The organism is Aestuariispira ectoiniformans (assembly GCF_025136295.1).
Lineage (GTDB): Bacteria > Pseudomonadota > Alphaproteobacteria > UBA8366 > Aestuariispiraceae > Aestuariispira_A > Aestuariispira_A ectoiniformans.
This window is the reverse complement of the sequence record NZ_CP062788.1, coordinates 3393216-3409949: the sequence shown is the minus strand read 5'-3', so window position 1 is coordinate 3409949 and position 16734 is coordinate 3393216. Positions and strand designations below refer to the sequence as shown.

At 57.5% G+C, this 16734-nt stretch carries 19 protein-coding genes; 10 read left to right on the top strand and 9 right to left on the bottom strand.

Annotation, left to right across the window (positions count from 1 at the left end):
• Positions 1 to 17: 17 nt before the first annotated feature.
• Positions 18 to 1595, top strand: coding sequence for a phosphoglycerate dehydrogenase (gene serA, locus IF205_RS15995; protein WP_259780359.1), 1578 nt, complete (start codon positions 18 to 20; stop codon positions 1593 to 1595).
• Between the two features lie 204 nt (positions 1596 to 1799).
• Positions 1800 to 3023 carry a polyhydroxyalkanoate depolymerase gene (locus tag IF205_RS15990; RefSeq protein ID WP_259780358.1) on the top strand — a complete coding sequence of 408 codons (1224 nt, stop codon included), beginning with the start codon at positions 1800 to 1802 and terminating at the stop codon, positions 3021 to 3023.
• Positions 3024 to 3080: 57 nt separating this feature from the next.
• Here the strand turns inward: IF205_RS15990 and IF205_RS15985 are convergent, their stop codons facing one another.
• Together IF205_RS15985 and IF205_RS15980 are read right to left on the bottom strand one after the other, a co-directional pair.
• On the bottom strand, positions 3081 to 3566 hold the full coding sequence (locus IF205_RS15985; protein WP_259780357.1) for a glycine-rich domain-containing protein: 486 nt from the start codon (positions 3564 to 3566) through the stop codon (positions 3081 to 3083).
• Between the two features lie 102 nt (positions 3567 to 3668).
• The gene (locus IF205_RS15980) at positions 3669 to 3809 is read right to left on the bottom strand and encodes a hypothetical protein (RefSeq protein WP_259780356.1); all 141 of its coding nucleotides are present in this window, start codon (positions 3807 to 3809) and stop codon (positions 3669 to 3671) included.
• Positions 3810 to 4025: 216 nt separating this feature from the next.
• Here IF205_RS15980 and IF205_RS15975 point away from each other — a divergent pair, with 216 nt between their 5' ends.
• Positions 4026 to 4979: an NUDIX hydrolase gene (locus IF205_RS15975; protein ID WP_259780355.1), complete on the top strand. Its 954-nt coding sequence runs from the start codon at positions 4026 to 4028 to the stop codon at positions 4977 to 4979.
• Positions 4980 to 4992: 13 nt separating this feature from the next.
• Here IF205_RS15975 and feoB read toward each other — a convergent pair whose 3' ends face one another.
• Both feoB and IF205_RS15965 read right to left on the bottom strand, forming a co-directional pair.
• Complete coding sequence (gene feoB / locus IF205_RS15970) at positions 4993 to 7170, bottom strand: ferrous iron transport protein B (protein WP_259780354.1); 2178 nt, start codon at positions 7168 to 7170, stop codon at positions 4993 to 4995.
• Complete coding sequence (locus tag IF205_RS15965) at positions 7167 to 7427, bottom strand: FeoA family protein (protein WP_259780353.1); 261 nt, start codon at positions 7425 to 7427, stop codon at positions 7167 to 7169. The genes feoB and IF205_RS15965 overlap by 4 nt, the downstream gene beginning before the upstream one ends.
• Positions 7428 to 7615: 188 nt before the next feature.
• On the opposite strand from IF205_RS15965, the gene IF205_RS15960 reads away from it, so the two are divergent.
• The 4 genes from IF205_RS15960 (at position 7616) to nadC (ending at position 12079) form a co-directional block, all read left to right on the top strand.
• The gene (locus IF205_RS15960) at positions 7616 to 8479 is read left to right on the top strand and encodes a sterol desaturase family protein (RefSeq protein WP_259780352.1); all 864 of its coding nucleotides are present in this window, start codon (positions 7616 to 7618) and stop codon (positions 8477 to 8479) included.
• 143 nt (positions 8480 to 8622) lie between these two features.
• A complete protein-coding gene (gene nadA / locus IF205_RS15955) occupies positions 8623 to 9654 on the top strand; it encodes a quinolinate synthase NadA (protein ID WP_259780351.1) in 1032 nt (343 codons plus the stop codon).
• A gap of 24 nt (positions 9655 to 9678) precedes the next feature.
• The gene (locus IF205_RS15950) at positions 9679 to 11244 is read left to right on the top strand and encodes an L-aspartate oxidase (RefSeq protein WP_259780350.1); all 1566 of its coding nucleotides are present in this window, start codon (positions 9679 to 9681) and stop codon (positions 11242 to 11244) included.
• Positions 11237 to 12079, top strand: coding sequence for a carboxylating nicotinate-nucleotide diphosphorylase (gene nadC, locus IF205_RS15945; protein ID WP_259780349.1), 843 nt, complete (start codon positions 11237 to 11239; stop codon positions 12077 to 12079). Before IF205_RS15950 ends, nadC begins: the two co-directional genes overlap by 8 nt.
• 27 nt (positions 12080 to 12106) lie before the next feature.
• On the opposite strand, the gene IF205_RS15940 is transcribed toward nadC, so the two are convergent.
• Positions 12107 to 12460, bottom strand: a complete 354-nt coding sequence (locus IF205_RS15940; RefSeq protein WP_259780348.1) for a hypothetical protein — start codon at positions 12458 to 12460, stop codon at positions 12107 to 12109.
• A 268-nt stretch (positions 12461 to 12728) separates the two neighbouring features.
• On the opposite strand from IF205_RS15940, the gene IF205_RS15935 reads away from it, so the two are divergent.
• The gene (locus IF205_RS15935) at positions 12729 to 13055 is read left to right on the top strand and encodes a TM2 domain-containing protein (RefSeq protein ID WP_259780347.1); all 327 of its coding nucleotides are present in this window, start codon (positions 12729 to 12731) and stop codon (positions 13053 to 13055) included.
• Positions 13056 to 13086: 31 nt separating this feature from the next.
• Positions 13087 to 13320: a TM2 domain-containing protein gene (locus tag IF205_RS15930; protein ID WP_259780346.1), complete on the top strand. Its 234-nt coding sequence runs from the start codon at positions 13087 to 13089 to the stop codon at positions 13318 to 13320.
• Positions 13321 to 13563: 243 nt separating this feature from the next.
• Here IF205_RS15930 and IF205_RS15925 read toward each other — a convergent pair whose 3' ends face one another.
• From IF205_RS15925 to IF205_RS15915, 3 genes are all read right to left on the bottom strand, one after another.
• Complete coding sequence (locus IF205_RS15925) at positions 13564 to 14283, bottom strand: polyamine aminopropyltransferase (protein ID WP_259780345.1); 720 nt, start codon at positions 14281 to 14283, stop codon at positions 13564 to 13566.
• Positions 14284 to 14414: 131 nt separating this feature from the next.
• Entirely contained in the window at positions 14415 to 14747 is a 333-nt protein-coding gene (locus IF205_RS15920) for an ArsR/SmtB family transcription factor (protein WP_259780344.1), read from the bottom strand.
• On the bottom strand, positions 14737 to 15195 hold the full coding sequence (locus IF205_RS15915; protein WP_259780343.1) for an SRPBCC family protein: 459 nt from the start codon (positions 15193 to 15195) through the stop codon (positions 14737 to 14739). The genes IF205_RS15920 and IF205_RS15915 overlap by 11 nt, the downstream gene beginning before the upstream one ends.
• Positions 15196 to 15409: 214 nt before the next feature.
• Here IF205_RS15915 and IF205_RS15910 point away from each other — a divergent pair, with 214 nt between their 5' ends.
• On the top strand, positions 15410 to 15727 hold the full coding sequence (locus IF205_RS15910; protein WP_259780342.1) for a putative quinol monooxygenase: 318 nt from the start codon (positions 15410 to 15412) through the stop codon (positions 15725 to 15727).
• A 78-nt stretch (positions 15728 to 15805) separates the two neighbouring features.
• Here the strand turns inward: IF205_RS15910 and IF205_RS15905 are convergent, their stop codons facing one another.
• A complete protein-coding gene (locus IF205_RS15905) occupies positions 15806 to 16693 on the bottom strand; it encodes a LysR family transcriptional regulator (RefSeq protein ID WP_259780341.1) in 888 nt (295 codons plus the stop codon).
• Between the last annotated feature and the right edge of the window lie 41 nt (positions 16694 to 16734).

The following is a 16734-nucleotide window of genomic DNA, read 5'->3' as shown; positions in this document are numbered from 1 at the left end:
TAACTTGTGGGGATATTATGGTTAAAGTTCTGATTTCGGATAAGCTTTCGCCGCGTGCGAAGGAGATTTTCGAAGAGCGTGGCGTCGAAGTCGACGTCAAGCCGGGCCTCAGCCCGGATGAGTTGCGCGCCATTATTGGCGAGTATGACGGGCTGGCGATCCGCTCCGCCACCAAGGTGACTTCCGATATTCTGGAAGCAGCAACCAACCTGAAAGTGGTCGGCCGCGCCGGTATTGGTGTGGATAACGTGGACCGCGAGGCGGCAACCCAGCGCGGTATCGTCGTGATGAACACGCCTTTCGGCAACTCCATCACCACCGCGGAACACGCGATTTCCATGATGATGGCAAGCGCCCGCCAGATCCCGGCGGCCAACGCCTCGACCCATGCCGGGAAATGGGAAAAGTCCAAATTCATGGGCGTGGAACTCTTCGGCAAGGTGCTTGGCCTGATCGGGTCCGGGAACATCGGTTCCATCGTTGCAGACCGGGCCCAGGGCCTGAAGATGCGCGTTGTTGCCTACGATCCCTTCCTGTCCCAGGAACGGGCCACGGAAATGGGCGTTGAAAAGGTTGAACTGGACGATTTGTTGGCCCGTGCGGATTTCATTACGATCCACACGCCGTTGACCGACAGCACCCGCAACCTGATCAACAAGGACACCATTGCCAAGATGAAGGATGGTGTGCGCATCGTGAACTGTGCACGCGGTGGCATTGTCTGTGAGGCGGACCTGCTGGAAGGTCTCAACAGCGGCAAGGTCGCCGGTGCGGCACTGGATGTCTATGAGGTTGAACCGGCTAAGGAAAACGTCCTGTTTGGCAATGACAAGGTGGTCTGCACGCCGCATCTGGGCGCATCCACGGCGGAAGCCCAGGAGAATGTCGCAATCCAGGTCGCGGAACAGATGGCCGACTATCTGTTGACCGGGGCCGTGACCAATGCGCTGAACATGCCGTCGGTATCCGCAGAGGACGCACCGCGCCTCAAGCCTTATATGAAGCTGGCGGAACAGCTTGGTTCCTTCGCCGGTCAGGTAACGGAAACCGGCCTGTCCAAGGTTCGCATCGAGTTTGAAGGCCATGTGGCGAAACTGAATGTGAAACCGCTGGTCCAGGCCGCTTTGGCCGGTCTGCTGAAACCCTTCAGCGACAGTGTGAATATGGTCAACGCCCCGGTAATCGCGCGCGAGCGTTCCATCGAGGTGGCGGAAGTAACCCATGACCGTCCGGGCGACTACCAGACGCTGATCAAGCTGACGGTAGAGACCGAACGTATGGAACGGTCCGTCAGTGGCACGCTGTTTGGTGGCAACAAGCCGCGTCTGGTCAATATCAAAGGCATCGAGATCGAGGCCGAGCTGACCAGCCACATGCTTTACGTCACCAACGAAGACAAACCGGGCCTGATTGGCAACCTGGGTGTGGTTCTGGGCGAGGCGAAAGCCAATATTGCTACCTTCCACCTGGGCCGCGCGGAGGCAGGCGGGGACGCCATGTCCCTGATTCAGCTTGATGGACCGCTGGACGAGGCATCGCTGGAAAAAATTAAGCAGATCCCGCTGGTCAAGCAGGTGAAGGCGTTGCATTTCTAAGCGTTTGAAATCGCATTCGTTCTTGTGACGAGGGGTGGCTTTGGCCACCCCTTTTGTCTTGCTGGGGTAACCAAATAGTTAACCAATGGGCAATAAAGCTGTGTTATATGCAGTGCAGCGCTGGATATTGCAGCGCACAACATAATCTGGTCTATAGCGGCGAATCACTCTAGGATCAGGGCATAATAACAAGGGACAAGGCCGGTGCTTTACAATCTGCATGATGCTCGAAATCAGGCGCTGTCACCCGTCCGCTGGATGGCGGAACTGACGCGTATGACCTATACCAACCCCCTGAATCCGTGGAGCTATACGCCCATCGGGCGGACCCTGGCGGCAGGGTCGGATGTGTTGGAAAGCATCCTGCGGGAACGCAGCAAGCCCGACTGGATGATTGAATTTGCCGATGTGGATGGTGAGCAGATGCCGGTTCATGTCGACGTGGTGCGTCCGCGCGCCTTCGGCAATCTGATCCATTTCCGCCGTGAAGGCGCGGAAAAGCGCAACGATCCGAAAATCCTGCTGGTCGCGCCCATGTCGGGTCACTTTGCAACGCTTCTGCGTGGCACGGTCCAGGCGCTGATCCAGGATCATGAGGTCTATGTCACCGATTGGATCGATGCATCGCTTGTGCCCAAGGAAGAAGGGCGCTTCGGTATCGACACCTATATCGACTATCTGATGGATTTCATGCGCTTCCTCTCGCCGGACCTGCATGTCATGGCGGTTTGTCAGCCGGCGCCGCTGGTTCTGGCGGCGGTGAGCCTCCTGGCGCAGAATGACGACCCGGCACAGCCGAAATCCATGGTTCTGATGGGCGGGCCGATTGATACGCGGGCGGCCCCAACCGTGGTGACCCAGCTTGCGGAAAACCGGCCGATGAGTTGGTTTGAAAGCCATTGTGTCCATCGCGTGCCGCCGCGTTATCCGGGCGCGAACCGCAAGGTTTATCCGGGCTTCCTGCAGTTGCGCGCCTTTATCTCCATGAACCCGGCGCGCCATGCGACGGCCCATTGGCGGATGTATAACCATCTGATCGAAGGTGACGGTGATTCCGCAGATGCCCATCGCCGCTTCTACGATGAATATCTGGCGGTGATGGATACGCCCGCTGCCTTCTATCTCGACACGGTTCGTGAAATCTTCAAGGAACACAGTCTGCCGCGTGGCACCATGACCTGGCGTGGTGAGGTGGTTGATCCGTCTGCGATCAAGAAAACCGCCCTGATGACGGTGGAAGGAGAACTGGACGATATCTCCGCCCCCGGCCAGACCATTGCCGCCCATGACATGTGCAAGAACCTGCCGAAATCAAAGCATCTGAACTATATCCAGGAAACTGTTGGCCATTACGGTATCTTCAACGGTCGCCGCTGGCGCGAACAGATCAAACCCCGGATCGCGGAATTCGTACGCAAGCACGGGTAACCCTCACCCCGTCACCCTCTCACGCATCGCATGGGAGGGTGAGGGGACTTGCGCTAGTCATGGCGTTGCCGTCGCCAGGTCAATGCCGAATTCATCTTTGAACAAGCGATTGGTGTTTTCAAAGGCTCGTTCAAGCTGTCGCCTGTCTTCCTGGCTTCTGGAGCCGAAATAGGGGAAGTGATGCAGGTAAAAGCCGAAGATCGTCTGGCAATCGGCAACATATTTGCGCGTGTCCAGGATATGGTTATGCCAGACAGCGTCGATCGCCAGTGTGGGGGAGATGTCGGCATCGTATTTGCGCAGGAGATAGAGATACTGCCGGTATTGCTCTATGGCGAATTCAGCATCTTCCTTGTCCCATAGAAGGCCCAGTTCACCTGCGGATTCCTCGTTGGTCATCTTGAACAGGATCATCGACATATCCATGCCGAAAATATAGTCCTTCGCGTCTTCAAGCCGGTCCAGAAACCGAATGCCCTGCAGGTTCAGAGGCAGTCTGAGATTATCCTCAATGCCTTCCACATCTACGGCCAGCAATTCCATGCAGGTTTCCCCTCGCTAATGTTCGACAGTCTTCGGCAAGGCCGCCGGACGGGATTGGTAAGCCCGTCCGGTAACCAAACTGAGGCGTTTATGAACGCGTGATCAGTTGCGCAGCGGCATGCACAGCTTGCCGCAGAATGCCTTGCCGTGGCTCAGCTTGATCTTGAACTGTGTCGTTTTCTTCGCGTCGGCGGAAGGCTGGCTCAAAGATTTTTTGGCGAGTGTGGAGGTTACCTTGTTCATTGTATTTCTCCCTGTTCTGGGTTGCGTTGTGGTTTTATATGCAACTATAAATATATTAGTTTTCTTTGTGTTGCAACTGAGCAAGACAATGAGCCAAAGGTGATTGTCTTTTTGGAGCATGTATTCGCCAATTTGGTTATCGGCATGCCGCTAGCTTGACACCGTGACCTGCCTTCCCATAGTGAAGGCGGGTTTTCTTTTTCTGTGGAACGGGTTGTGAGCCAACAGGTTATCGTCGGATTGAATGTGGTGGTTGTGGCGCTGGTGGCGGAGACGCCCTGCGTGATGACCGTGCGTCAATTCACTGATATCGCGACTGAACCGACTGTGGGTTTGCCCTTCGGGCCGTTGGATACGGAACGTCACCGGACCCTGGAAGAGGGCCTGCGGGCCTGGGTGCAGGAGGTGGCGAAACAGCCTCTTGGCTATGTGGAACAGCTTTACACCTTTGGCGACCGGGATCGGCATCAATCCGCCTTTACGGATGGCGGCCGCGTGATTTCGGTCTGCTATCTGGCGCTGACCCGGGCTGCGGGGCAGGTGGCAGGCAATGCAACCTGGGAAAGCTGGTATGATTACCTGCCCTGGGAGGACTGGCGCGCCGGTGAGCCGCCGATGTTAAGGGCGCAGATCCTTCCAGCCCTTACCGGTTGGGTGGATGCTGCCTCGACAGCAGATGGCAAGGCCAAGCGTCAGCATCGTATGGATGAGGTCTTTGGTCTCGCCAGCGATGTCTGGGACAGTGACCGGGCACTGGATCGCTATGAACTGCTATATGAGGCGGGGCTCGTTGAGGAAGCCTGGCGCGACCGGGGTGAGGCAATCCCCTCCAATCTGGCCTTGGTGCCCGGCAAGGTGATGGCTTATGACCATCGCCGCATCCTGGCGACCGCCATGGGGCGTTTGCGCGGCAAGGTTAAATTCCGCCCCGTGGTCTTCGAGCTTCTACCGGAAAAATTCACACTGTTGCAGCTTCAGCGTTGCGTCGAGGCGCTGGCTGGCAAACGCCTGCATAAACAGAATTTCCGACGCCTGATCGAAGCGCAGGGCCTGGTGGAGGAAACCGGTGAAATTTTCGCCGAAGGGCGCGGTCGTCCGGCCAAACTCTACCGTTTCCGGCGGGAAGTCCTGCGCGAGCGTCTGCGCCCCGGCGTAAAACACGGCTATTGATCCCCGGTCCCCGTTAACTGCATTTCGTGCAACTGCCGCAGGCGCTGCTGCGTTTTGGGGCGGGGGCTGGTGTGATCAGGTTATCCAGTGAACTGTTCTGGCCAATCCTGCGTAGTGCGACATAACAGGCGGCCAGTGCCGCGCCGATACCGGCGAACCATAGGCCCGATTCCAGCGGGTGGTGACCAAAGCGCGCCAGTTGGTAAAAGGCCGTGCTGACGGCAAAGGCCGTGCCGGTGGTCCAGAAGATCGCAAAGCCGGTCCAGCGTCCGCCCAACTCCCGGTTGATTGCACCCAGGGCCGCAACACAGGGTGTGTAGAGCAGGATAAACAACAGATAGGCAAAGGCGCCTGCCTGTCCGTCAAACCGGGCGGCCATCGCGCCCAGTGTTCCATCACTCAGCGCCAGTTCTGCCGAGATTCCATCCTGGCCCGTCGTAGCAATGCTTACGCCCAAGGGGTCCAGAAACTGTGTGGCGAGGGCTTGCAGATTTTCAGGAATAGTCTGCAAGGCTGCCAGAAGGGAGTTGCCCAGGTCGAACGGGGCGGTTGCAACGGCTTCTGCGGGATTGTCCGCCATCCCGGCGTAAAGCGCATCCAATGTGCCGACCACCGATTCCTTGGCGAAAACACCGGTGAAGACGCCGACAGCGGCGGGCCAGTTTTCCTGTTCGATGCCCAACGGGTGAAGTAGAGGTGTGATGATCTGCCCCACAGCGGACAGAACGGAGCTTTCGCTATCCTGATGGCCGAAGGTGCCGTCCCGGCCCAGGGAGTTAGTCACTGTCAGGATTGCTACAACGATCACGATGATTTTGCCCGCCCCCATGACAAAGCCGCGTAGCCGCGTCCAGGCGCTGATCATCAGGCCTTTCGGGTGTGGCAGGTTGTAGGGGGGCAGTTCGAGGGCCAGGGGGGCGCTTTCACCCGGCAGCAAAGTCTTTTTCAGCAACAGGCCGGTCAGGATGGCCATGGCAATGCCGGTCAGATAAAGCGCGAAAACCATATTCTGGCCGCCGGTCGGAAAAAAGGCCGCCACGAACAGGGCGTAAACCGCCAGTCGCGCGCTGCAGGACATGAAAGGCGCCATCATGGCGGTCATGACCCGCTCCCGCTGCCTTTCCAGAGTTCGGGTTGCCATGATCGACGGTACGTTACAGCCAAAGCCGATGATCAGTGGCACGAATGCCTTGCCCGGCAGGCCTATCCTGCGCATGGCCCGGTCCATCAGACAGGCGGCACGTGCCATATAGCCGGAATCCTCCAGAAAGGCCAAAAACAGGTAAAGCAGGCCGATGATCGGGATAAAGGTTGCGACCACCTGGATGCCGCCGCCTATGCCATCAGCGAGGATCACGCGCAGCCAGTCCGGCAGGCCCAATGCGGTGATGAGGGTGCCCAGCCCATCAACAAAAATTGCTGCCGCCGCCTGGTCGAAGAAATCGATGAAGGCCCCGCCCAGGTTTATGGTCATGAGGAACATCAGATAGATGAGGCCGAGAAAGACTATTGGACCAAAAATCCGATGCAGCGCAATGCTGTCCAGCCGGTCCGACCAGGAGGGGGCCGGATTGGCCGGGGTTTTAATGGCTGCGTCAGCCGCGTCCCGGGCGAATTTCAGGTGCGCTTCCGTCTGCTGTGCCCCGCCTTTTGCCTTTGCGGGCTGAGAGGATGTATCCGGTATTGGCTTTGCCATGCGGCGCGCTTTGGTGACCAATGGCGTCACATCGGGGTTCTTCAGGGCTGACAGGGCGATAATGGGGCAGCCGCTCTTCCTGGGGAGTGCAGACAGGTCGATTTCCATGCCCCGGCGCGCAACCAGATCCATTTTCGTGAGTGCGATCATCATCGGCACCCCCTGATCCAGAAGTTCTGCCGTCAACAGCAGGTTACGTTCCAGATTGCTGGCATCGACAACATTGACCAGGATATCGAATTCATTGGAGGCCAGGAAATCGCGGGTGACCTTAACATCAAGTGCATCGGCCCCGGTTGCCTGATTGAGGGAATAAAGTCCCGGCAGATCGACGACTGTGACCACACCATTCGCGTCTGCTCGTTGCCCCCAGTGTTTTTCCACGGTGACGCCGGGCCAGTTGCCGACCTTCTGCCGTCGTCCGGTCAGTGCATTGAACAGTGTGGTCTTGCCGCAGTTGGGGTTGCCTGCGAGCGCAATGGTGAGGTTTGTCATAGGGCTGGCTCCAGCGGGAGGACGGCGATAGTCTCCGCCAGGTCCGGGCCAAGTGCGATACGAAGATTGTCGCGGGCGACCACCACACCGCCGCCGGGCAGGCGACGCATCAACCGGCATTCCCGTCCGACCGGCAGGCCCAGCACCGTTAATTCCAGGGCCGCATGATTATCACCGGATATTTGATGGATAAGATAGGTCTCACCAGGTTTCGCCTGTTGTAAAGACAACGACGCTGTGCGGGGCAGGGGAGGCATGGTGGCGTGATCCTCGATCTAATACTGATACTGAAAGTCATTCTTACTTGTCGGGCAATCTGGATCGCTTTGATTTCCGTCAAAAATTTGCAGGCTATGCAGGGGGCGTGCGGCGTTGGGCGGGTATTTGCAGATTGTTAACGCTTTCCTGTTAATGCTGAGGTCGCTTTTGATCAGGAGAGGCCGTTTTGTTCGCTTGGTTTGTCGATGTCGTAACCAAATCCCTTGCTGTGCTTGGGGATGCGTCGCTGGCGTTGGTTTTGCCAGCAGTCTTCTTCCTGTTGCTGGCCCTGGCGGTAAAACGCAAGCAGGCGCTGGCGGATATCAGCCGCGCGATCCCGGAAACGCGCACGACGCTGTGGCTGATGCTGTTCAACATCGTTTTCATCACCCCCTTGGTGGCGGTGATCGCCGTGCAGATGAATGCCCTGTTTGTCGGGGCAGGCCTGCAGCTTCTGGAACCGGAATTTTGGCAGCGGCTGCCCTTCGGTGTGACGGTCGTTATCGCCATATTCTTTGCCGATTTCGTCTGTTACTGGCGGCATCGCCTGGAACATAGCAAGCTGCTTTGGCCTTTTCATGCGGTTCATCACTCTGATACGGCCGTTACCTGGCTGACGTTGGAGCGTTTTCATCCGGTCAATCGCCTGTCGACCTATGTGATCGATACCGGGATGCTGCTTTTGCTGGGCTTTCCGCCAGAGGTGGTGATCGCCAATAACCTTGTGCGCCATTACTACGGCTATTTCGTTCATGCGGATCTCCCTTGGACCTATGGGCCGGTCTTGGGCCGGATTCTCGTCTCGCCGGTCATGCATCGCTGGCATCACGCCAAAGACCCGCGCGCCTATAATACGAACTACGCCTCGATCTTCTCTCTCTTCGACCGTGCCTTCGGCACCTTTTACATGCCGGGGCCCTGCACCATCCCTCTGGGGGTGTCCCATGACATGGGCAAGGGCGCCTGGGGGCAGTTGACCTATGGCCTGCGGCCCAGCAGCTATCGCGCGTTGTTAGCGCCGCAAAAGGTGAAGGCCGCCAAGGAGGCATAGCTTCGAGGTCAGGTGCTTTGTCTTGTGCGGAATATGGCTCATTCCCGGGCCATTTTTTCTTGACTTAAATTATACTCATATTATTTATTAATGAGTAAATTAATACTCGATTTGATTATAAATAGCGACGAAAGGGGGCTGTCATGGCCGCTGTCGAACAAACCGTCACCACCGATGATCTGGTTTTGCCCTTTACCGATGAGGTCAAGGCGCGCACTGCGCCGCTTTTCGACAAGGTGAAAAACCAGATTGATGAGCTGGATTGGGTCTATTTTGCTCCCCTGATCGACGAGATCAATCGCCTCAAAAAAGAGAAAAATGCAGTCATCCTGGCGCATAACTACCAGACGCCGGAGATTTATCACTGCGTCGCCGATGTGGTGGGCGACAGTTTGAAACTGGCCCGCGATGCGGTCGAGGCAGAGGCCGATACCATCGTGCTTTGCGGTGTGCATTTCATGGCGGAAACCGCCAAGATCCTGAACCCGGCAAAACGCGTGCTGATCCCCGATCCCAAGGCGGGTTGTTCTCTGGCAGAAAGCATCACGGCGGACGATGTTCTGGCGCTGAAGGCGCAATATCCGGGCGTGCCCGTTGTGACCTATGTGAATACGACCGCTGAGGTGAAGGCGGTTTCCGATATCTGCTGTACTTCCGGCAATGCGGTGGAGGTGATCGAGAGCCTGGGCACGGACCGGGTCATCATGCTGCCGGATAAATATCTGGCGGCAAATATCGCCAAACAGACCGGCGTGGAAGTGATCACCTGGGAGAAGGGCCGTTGCGAGGTGCATGAGCAGTTCACCCCCGAACAGGTTCAGGATTTCCGTGATCAGAACCCGGGTGTGGTTGTGATCGCCCATCCGGAATGTACGCCGGAAGTGGTCGATGTTGCGGACTTCTCCGGTTCCACAGCGCAAATGGCAAATTACGTGCGCGATCACCATCCGGACAAGGTCTTCATGGTGACCGAATGTTCCATGAGTGACAATGTGGCTGCCGAAAACCCGGAGGTGGATTTCGTCAAACCCTGCACTGTCTGCCCGCATATGAAGCGCATCACGCTGGCGAAAATCCTGACCACCCTGCGCGATGGTGTGCATGAGGTGGATGTGGACCCGGCGCTGGCGGAAAAAGCCCGCGGGGCGGTGGATCGTATGCTCGCGGTTAAATAACGCGGTAACGGATGGAGGCCTCCCATGGCGGAACGGCCCAAGACCATAGATTTTCCCGGTGTTGTGATTGTAGGGACAGGACTGGCAGGCGTCATGACGGCGCTGAAGCTGGCGCCGCTGCCGGTGCTGTTGGTGGGGGCTGGCGAGGGCTGCAGCCACTTGGCCCAAGGCGGTGTTGCCGCGGCAGTCGGGGCGGAGGACAGTCCGGCACTGCATGCACAGGATACATTGCAGGCCTCGTCGGGGCTGAATGTGTTGGCGGCAGTGGAAACCGTCACCCGCGAAGGGCCAGCCCGGATTGCGTTACTTGAAAACCTTGGTGTCAAGTTTGACAACAGAGGTGGCAAGATGACGTTGGGGCGTGAGGCGGCCCATAGTGTTGACCGTATCCTGCATTGTGACGGCGATGCCAGTGGGGCGGGCATCATGCGCGCCTTGTGGGAAAAGATAGAGGCGGCGGATCATATACAGGTCCTGTCGCCCGTGCTGGCGGAACGCCTGTCTACCCAGGACGGTCGTGTGACAGGGGTCCAGCTTGCTGCAGACGGTCATCCGGTATTGATCAAGGCATTGGCGGTGGTGCTGGCGACAGGCGGTCTGGGCCAATTGTTCGACCGTACCACCAACCCGCAGGGTGTTTGTGGCAGCGGTATCGGCATGGCGCTGCGTGCAGGAGCCACGGCAGTGGATATGGAATTCGTACAATTCCACCCGACCGCCTTCGATTTGCCCCATCTCTCACCCAATCCGCTGGCAACCGAGGCCCTGCGCGGCAAGGGGGCGATTTTGGTGGATGGAAATGGGCATCGATTTATGCCGGATATTCATCCGCTGGCGGAGCTCGCGCCGCGCGACGTGGTTGCCCGTGCGGTCTTTGAGGCAGTCAAACAGACGGGGCGTGTCTGTCTGGACGCGACGCAGGCCGTCGGTGAGGCTTTCCCTGATCAGTTCCCGACCGTTTTCCGTCTGGCGATGGAGCAGGGCATTGATCCGCGGATACAGCCGATTCCCGTTGCCCCGGCTGCTCATTATCATATGGGTGGTGTTGCCGTGGATGGTCATGGACGCAGCAGCCTGCCCGGCCTTTGGGCCGTTGGCGAGGTTGCCTGTACCGGTTTGCATGGCGCGAACCGCCTTGCCAGTAATTCCCTTCTGGAGGCGGCGGTCTACGGCCCCATTGTGGCGGAGGATATCAGGGCCGTGCTGGGCCCCGTGCCCGTGACAGGCGGGAAGGTTGACCTGTCGGCCGGGGATGCGACTGCACCCACGGTACCTGCCTGGTTGCGTCAAATGATGTATACTCATGCAAGTCTTGTTCGCGATGCCTATGGCTTGGAGAAGGCGCTGGACATGCTTCACTATTGGCAGCCGCTGAGCGAGGCGGAACGGAATATGAAACTGGCGGCGCAGGCCGTATTGGTCGCAGCCGCCGTGCGCCGCGAAAGCCGCGGCGGGCATTACCGCAGCGACTATCCCGCGACCGACCTCGCGCAAGAGCGGCGGCGCTTCCTGTCGCTGGACGCCATTCGAAATTATCGGGGCGAGGAGCTGAAGGCCGCCCCCCTGGAAAGGACCCTGGCCCATGTCTGAATTGCCCATGGCAAAAGTGCTTCCCCTGATCCGCGCGGCCTATGCAGAGGACCTGGGTGATGCGGGTGACATCACAACCATGTCGACAATCCCGGAAGGCACCCAGGCGACGGCCCACCTGCGGGCGCGTGAGGATGGCATGGTCGCAGGCGTGCCGGTGGCGCTGGCCTGCCTGCGGGAGGTTGATAGCGATCTCCGGGTGATGCTGCATGCGGTGGATGGCGATCCGATCAAGGCGGGGGAGAGCCTGCTGACGGTCAGCGGAGATGCGCGTTCCATCCTGATTGCGGAACGGGTGATGCTGAACTTCCTGGGTCATCTCTGCGGGATTGCGACATTGACCGCCGCCTATACAGAGGCGGTGAAGGGCACGAGAGCCAAGATCTGCTGTACCCGTAAGACGACGCCGGGGCTGCGCGTATTGGAGAAATATGCGGTGCGCTGCGGCGGCGGGGCGAACCATCGGTTTGGACTTTATGACGCGGTGCTCATCAAGGATAACCATATCGCGGCCTGTGGCGGCATCGGCCAGGCCCTGGATGCCGCGCGGGAAGCCGTGGGGCATATGGTCAAGATCGAGGTGGAACTGGACCGTCTGGAGGATATTCCGGAAGCGCTGGCCCATCAGCCAGATGTGATCATGCTGGACAATATGATGCCGGAGGAACTGGCGGAAGGTGTCGCGCAGATCGACGGCAGGGCGCTGGTTGAGGCGTCGGGTTCTGTTTCCATGGAAACAGTGCGCACCATTGCGGAGGCAGGCGTCGATATGATTTCCATCGGCCGCCTGACCCACAGCGCGCCCAATTTCGACCTGGGCCTGGATTTCGACTAACGCGAGGCCCAGGGGTAAATCGCCGGGCTAGTCCGGGGTGCCGCCGTTGCGCCGCAGCGTGTCGATGGTTGATGCCGGTAGTGGGATCACCGTCTTCACGCTTGTGGAAATGCGCGGGACGATCTCGTTGCGCGGGCCATAGCGCCAGGCCTCGCTGGCGTAAAAATCCGCCTGGGCGTGTTCCAGGTGATCCATATCGTCAAAGGCGCGCATCAGGAAATAGGCATCGGGATTATGCTGTGACTGGCCATAGGCGACGACGTCCATGCCGGATTGGCGATGAAGGGGCACGCTGATTTTATCCATGATTGTGTGGAATTCCGCGCCGCTACCCGCTTTCAATACATATTGCAATATTTCCAGAACTTTATCGCTGGCCATTTCTACCCCCAATGTAGACCCATCCGTAGGAATTTATGGCGCAGGACGAAATATCTATCAAGGCTAATGTATCGGGGCGCAGGGATGTGCTGCATAACCTGGCGTTTATGCGAGGGCATTGATGGTTATGGCAGCATGAAAATGCAAGGCACGACGGCAGGATGTCACATTTTTGCCATCTGAATTGCCGTCAAAAAAGCTTGCCAGCGTTGGGCGATTCTGGAAAATCAGGCGAGGTTGGTATGCAAGTTAAAAAAAGGGGGATTACGTGGAGACATCCGTTCGCGTATCCGAAAAGAGCTATGGCGTTGCCGTATGCCTGTCAGGCATCTTCGGTGTATTGGGTATTCATCATTTCTATCTGGGCCGTTACCTGCACGGACTCGTGGACCTGGGAATGACCCTCGTGGCCTTTGTGCTTTATATCTATGGTGTCGGCGCAGGACAGGGGAGTTTCGTCCTGATTGGCGGCATCATCTTCGCGATAGACATCATCCATACCCTCTGGATTACCATCTTGCTGCTTATCGGCCAGTACCGGGATGGAAATGGGCTGCTGGTGACCTACCCGGGCCAGCGTGTGACGAGCCCCTGAACCCAAGAAAATACATATAAGGAAATTTGTTATGACTGACGCTGCTGCATCGACTCAAGTTAGCGAAAAGGGTTTCGTACCCGCTCTCCTGCTGTGCTTCTTCCTGGGAAGCCTGGGAATCCACCGTTTCTATGTCGGTAAAATCGGCACGGGCATTCTGATGCTGATCACCCTTGGTGGTCTTGGCATCTGGACCATTATCGATTTCGTCCTGATTGCTGTCGGCAGCTTCAAGGACAAGGAAGGCCTGCCGTTGGCGCGTTAATGCCGGGCCCTAAGGCAGTCAAAAAGGCGGGGGTAATCCCGCCTCAGATTGATGAAAAACCCCCTGTTTTTTGAGCAGGGGGTTTTCTCATGGTGGAAATTGGGCATTTGATTCCTGTTTGTTCACCCTTTGACTCTGGAACGTTCAGGGAATCTTGCTTGATTTTTTGACGCCTGACCTTTGTCAGCAGTCTGAGGCGGGGGGTAATCCCGCCTTTTTCTTTTTTTGTCAGCCGGGGCGGCCCTAACCGGTCGTGCGGCCCAGATAGACCGTCTGGGTGAAGTCCCGGTTCTGCAGAGGATTGTGGAAGGTGACGGGTTCCGCCCAGGCCTTGTCGAAAACCTTTTCCAACCGCTCGGTAAAACTCGGATCGGGGGCATCGTTGGACCAAAGGCCGAAAATGCCGCCGGGTTTTAGATGGCGGGACAGGCTGCGCAAGCCGTCGAGCCGATAGAAGCTGCTGCTGCGATCATCCAGCAACGCATCCGGTGAATGGTCTATATCCAGCAGGACCGCGTCGAACCGGCGTCCGGCCTGATCAGGGTCATAGCCATCGTCACTTGCCGACAGGGCAAAGAAATCCCCTTCGACAAAGCGGCACCGTTTGTCACCCGTCAGCGAGGGCCCGACGGGCAGCAGACCGCTTTCATGCCAGTGGATCACGGCATCGAGATATTCAACAACCGCCAGTGATCGGACCCGCTTGCTTTCCAATACGGCCTGCGCGGTATAGCCAAGGCCCAGCCCGCCGACGACCACATCGAGATCATCACCGGAACAGGCATCCATGCCCAGTTTCGCCAGCGCGATCTCCGAGGCGGTAAACAGGCTGGACATCAGGAATTCATCACCCAGCTTGATTTCAAAAACATCGACATCCAGAGACAACTCGCGACGACGGCGCAAGCTGATTAAACCGATGGGGGTGTGGCGGTAGTCAAGTTCCTCGAACAATAAACTCATACCGGCTGTGTGACTCTCCGTATTGCGCGGGTGGTCTTTATGCAAAGACCTGGAGCGGTCGAGCATAGGCCAGTCCGGCGTGAAGGCAAATCTTTCGATCATTTTGCCGGAAAGATTTGCCTTCAGCCGTCTTACTCTTCGACAAAGGATTGCAGGCGCAGCAAAGCCTCGTCCCAACGCTGGGACACCTGTGCGAGATAGTCCTGCATATCCCGGAAGGGCTCTGGTGACAGCCGGAAGAGCCGCTCCCGGCCGACACGGGTGCTTTCCACCACCCCGGCATCCTCCAGGACCTGGAGATGCCGGGTCAGGCCCTGGCGGGTGAGGGGGGACGTGTCGGCAAGGCTGGACAAAGTCTGCTCGTCTTCTTTCAGCAGGCTTGCGACAAGCCCCAGTCGCGTCGGATCGCCCAAGGCGGAGAAAATTCCCGCCAGGTGGTCCTGTTTCAGGGAATTATGCGTCAATTCTGGCTTCAACATAGCGTTTGATATTGTCCACCTGTACTGTCCAACCTTCAGTATTCATGCGGAAGGCTTCCAACCGGCGGTCAGCCGGCAGGTTGGGGAAGCCGGTTTCTGTGACGGTCAGTTCTGTTTCCCCTCCATGACCGGCCAGGCGGAACGTGACATGGGTCGGTTCTTCCGCCGAATAATCACGGTCCGGATCGATCGCATAGGGGTGCCATGTATAGGAGAAAAGCGTCTCCGGTTCCATCTTCACGACCTTGATGCGCACTTCCAAATTCTCTGCCGCCCCACAGTTTACATGGCCAATGGTTTCGCTCCCGGCGACGAAGGGGGCGTTCAGGTTCATTTTGAACCATTCACTGAATTCCCGGTGATCGGTCAAAGCCCGCCAGACCCGTGACATCGGTGCCTTCAGTCGGATTGTCTTCTCAATCTGGTTTTCCATCAGTGCCTCCATATCTCCTGATATATGCAACATAATTGTTGCTTTTTGTAAAGGCAACAAAAAAGTTGCATATATTTCGGAAAGCCGGAAGGCATGTTTGAGGGAATTTTTTGATTTCTTCTTTTTGATCAAGGCGATATCAACATCCGACTGCGCGGATATACGCGTAGTGCGTAATACGGCTGCAACTGTAAATCCTGAACAGGACTGTGATATGAGTGACAAACTGACGACGATCGCAACGTTGAAAGCGAAAGAAGGGATGGGGGCTGAACTGGGGCAACGTTTGCTGGCGGTGGTTGAACCCACACGGGCGGAGCCGGGCTGCATCAGCTATGATGTGCATCGCACGACGGATAATGGTGACATTTGGGTTGTCTATGAGAATTGGCAGTCCAAGGCTGCGCTCGATGCCCATTTCGAGACGCCGCATATCCAGGAATTCATCGGATATGCACAGGACCTGCTGGCAGAGGAATTGCAACTGCAAAGCCTGCAGATGGCCTCGACCCAGGTTGCACCGAAGGCCTGATATGCGAACCGGCAGTCCGTCGGGACTGTCGGTTTTCTTCTGTGCGCTGATTTCCCTGATGCCGTCAAATACGGCTCTTTAATCAGCAAAAAGCCTGTTGGCCATGAAGTCGATGAAAACCCGCAGCTTTGGAGACAGGTATCGGCTGGACGGCCAAAGAAGGTAGACCGGGCGGGAATATTCCGTGAAGTCTTCCAGGACCGGCACCAGACGTCCGTCCTGCAGGTGTGACTTGATGGCGAAATCCGGCAGGCTGGCAATGCCGAGACCTGCGCTGGTCATATGGACCAGCGGTTCAATGGTGTTGGATATGGCTGATTTCGGTAGGGGAAGGTCTATTGGCTGGGAATCCCGGACCAGTGGCCAGGGTTCCAGATGGCCGGTCCCGGCAAAGCGGTGAAGCAGGCAGTTGTGGTCGAGAAGGTCCTCAGGTGTCTTGGGGGTTCCTCTTGCCGCCAGATAATCCGGGGCTGCCATGATCTGGAGCCGGACATCGCCCAGTTTGCGGGCCATAAGGCGGGAATCGTTGATATCCGCCCCGCGGATCACTGCATCGAATCCATCTTCGATGACATCGACCATCTGATCGTTGAAATCCAGGTCGAGTTCTATGTCCGGGTATCGCTGCATGAAGGCGATAAGGGGCATGGTCAGCCTCATGCTCGCATAGGGCAGGCTGATCCGCAGCTTGCCGCGCGGGGTCTCCTGAAGCTGTGCCAGTTCCAATTCAGCGGCTTCCACTTCACAGAAAATACGGCGGCATCGTTCCAGAAAAATGCCCCCTTCCTCGGTGAGTGTGATGGAACGGGTGGACCGATGGAAAAGCCTTACTTGAAGCCGTTCCTCCAGTCTTGCGATGGCCTTGCCGACGGCGGAAGACGATATCCCCAATTGCTGCCCGGCACGGGTGAAGCTTCGGCTGTCGGCTGCCCGGACAAAGACCTGCAATGCGCCCAGATTATCCATGAGTAATCTCCAATTGCGGACTATTTTGTCCGATATATTTG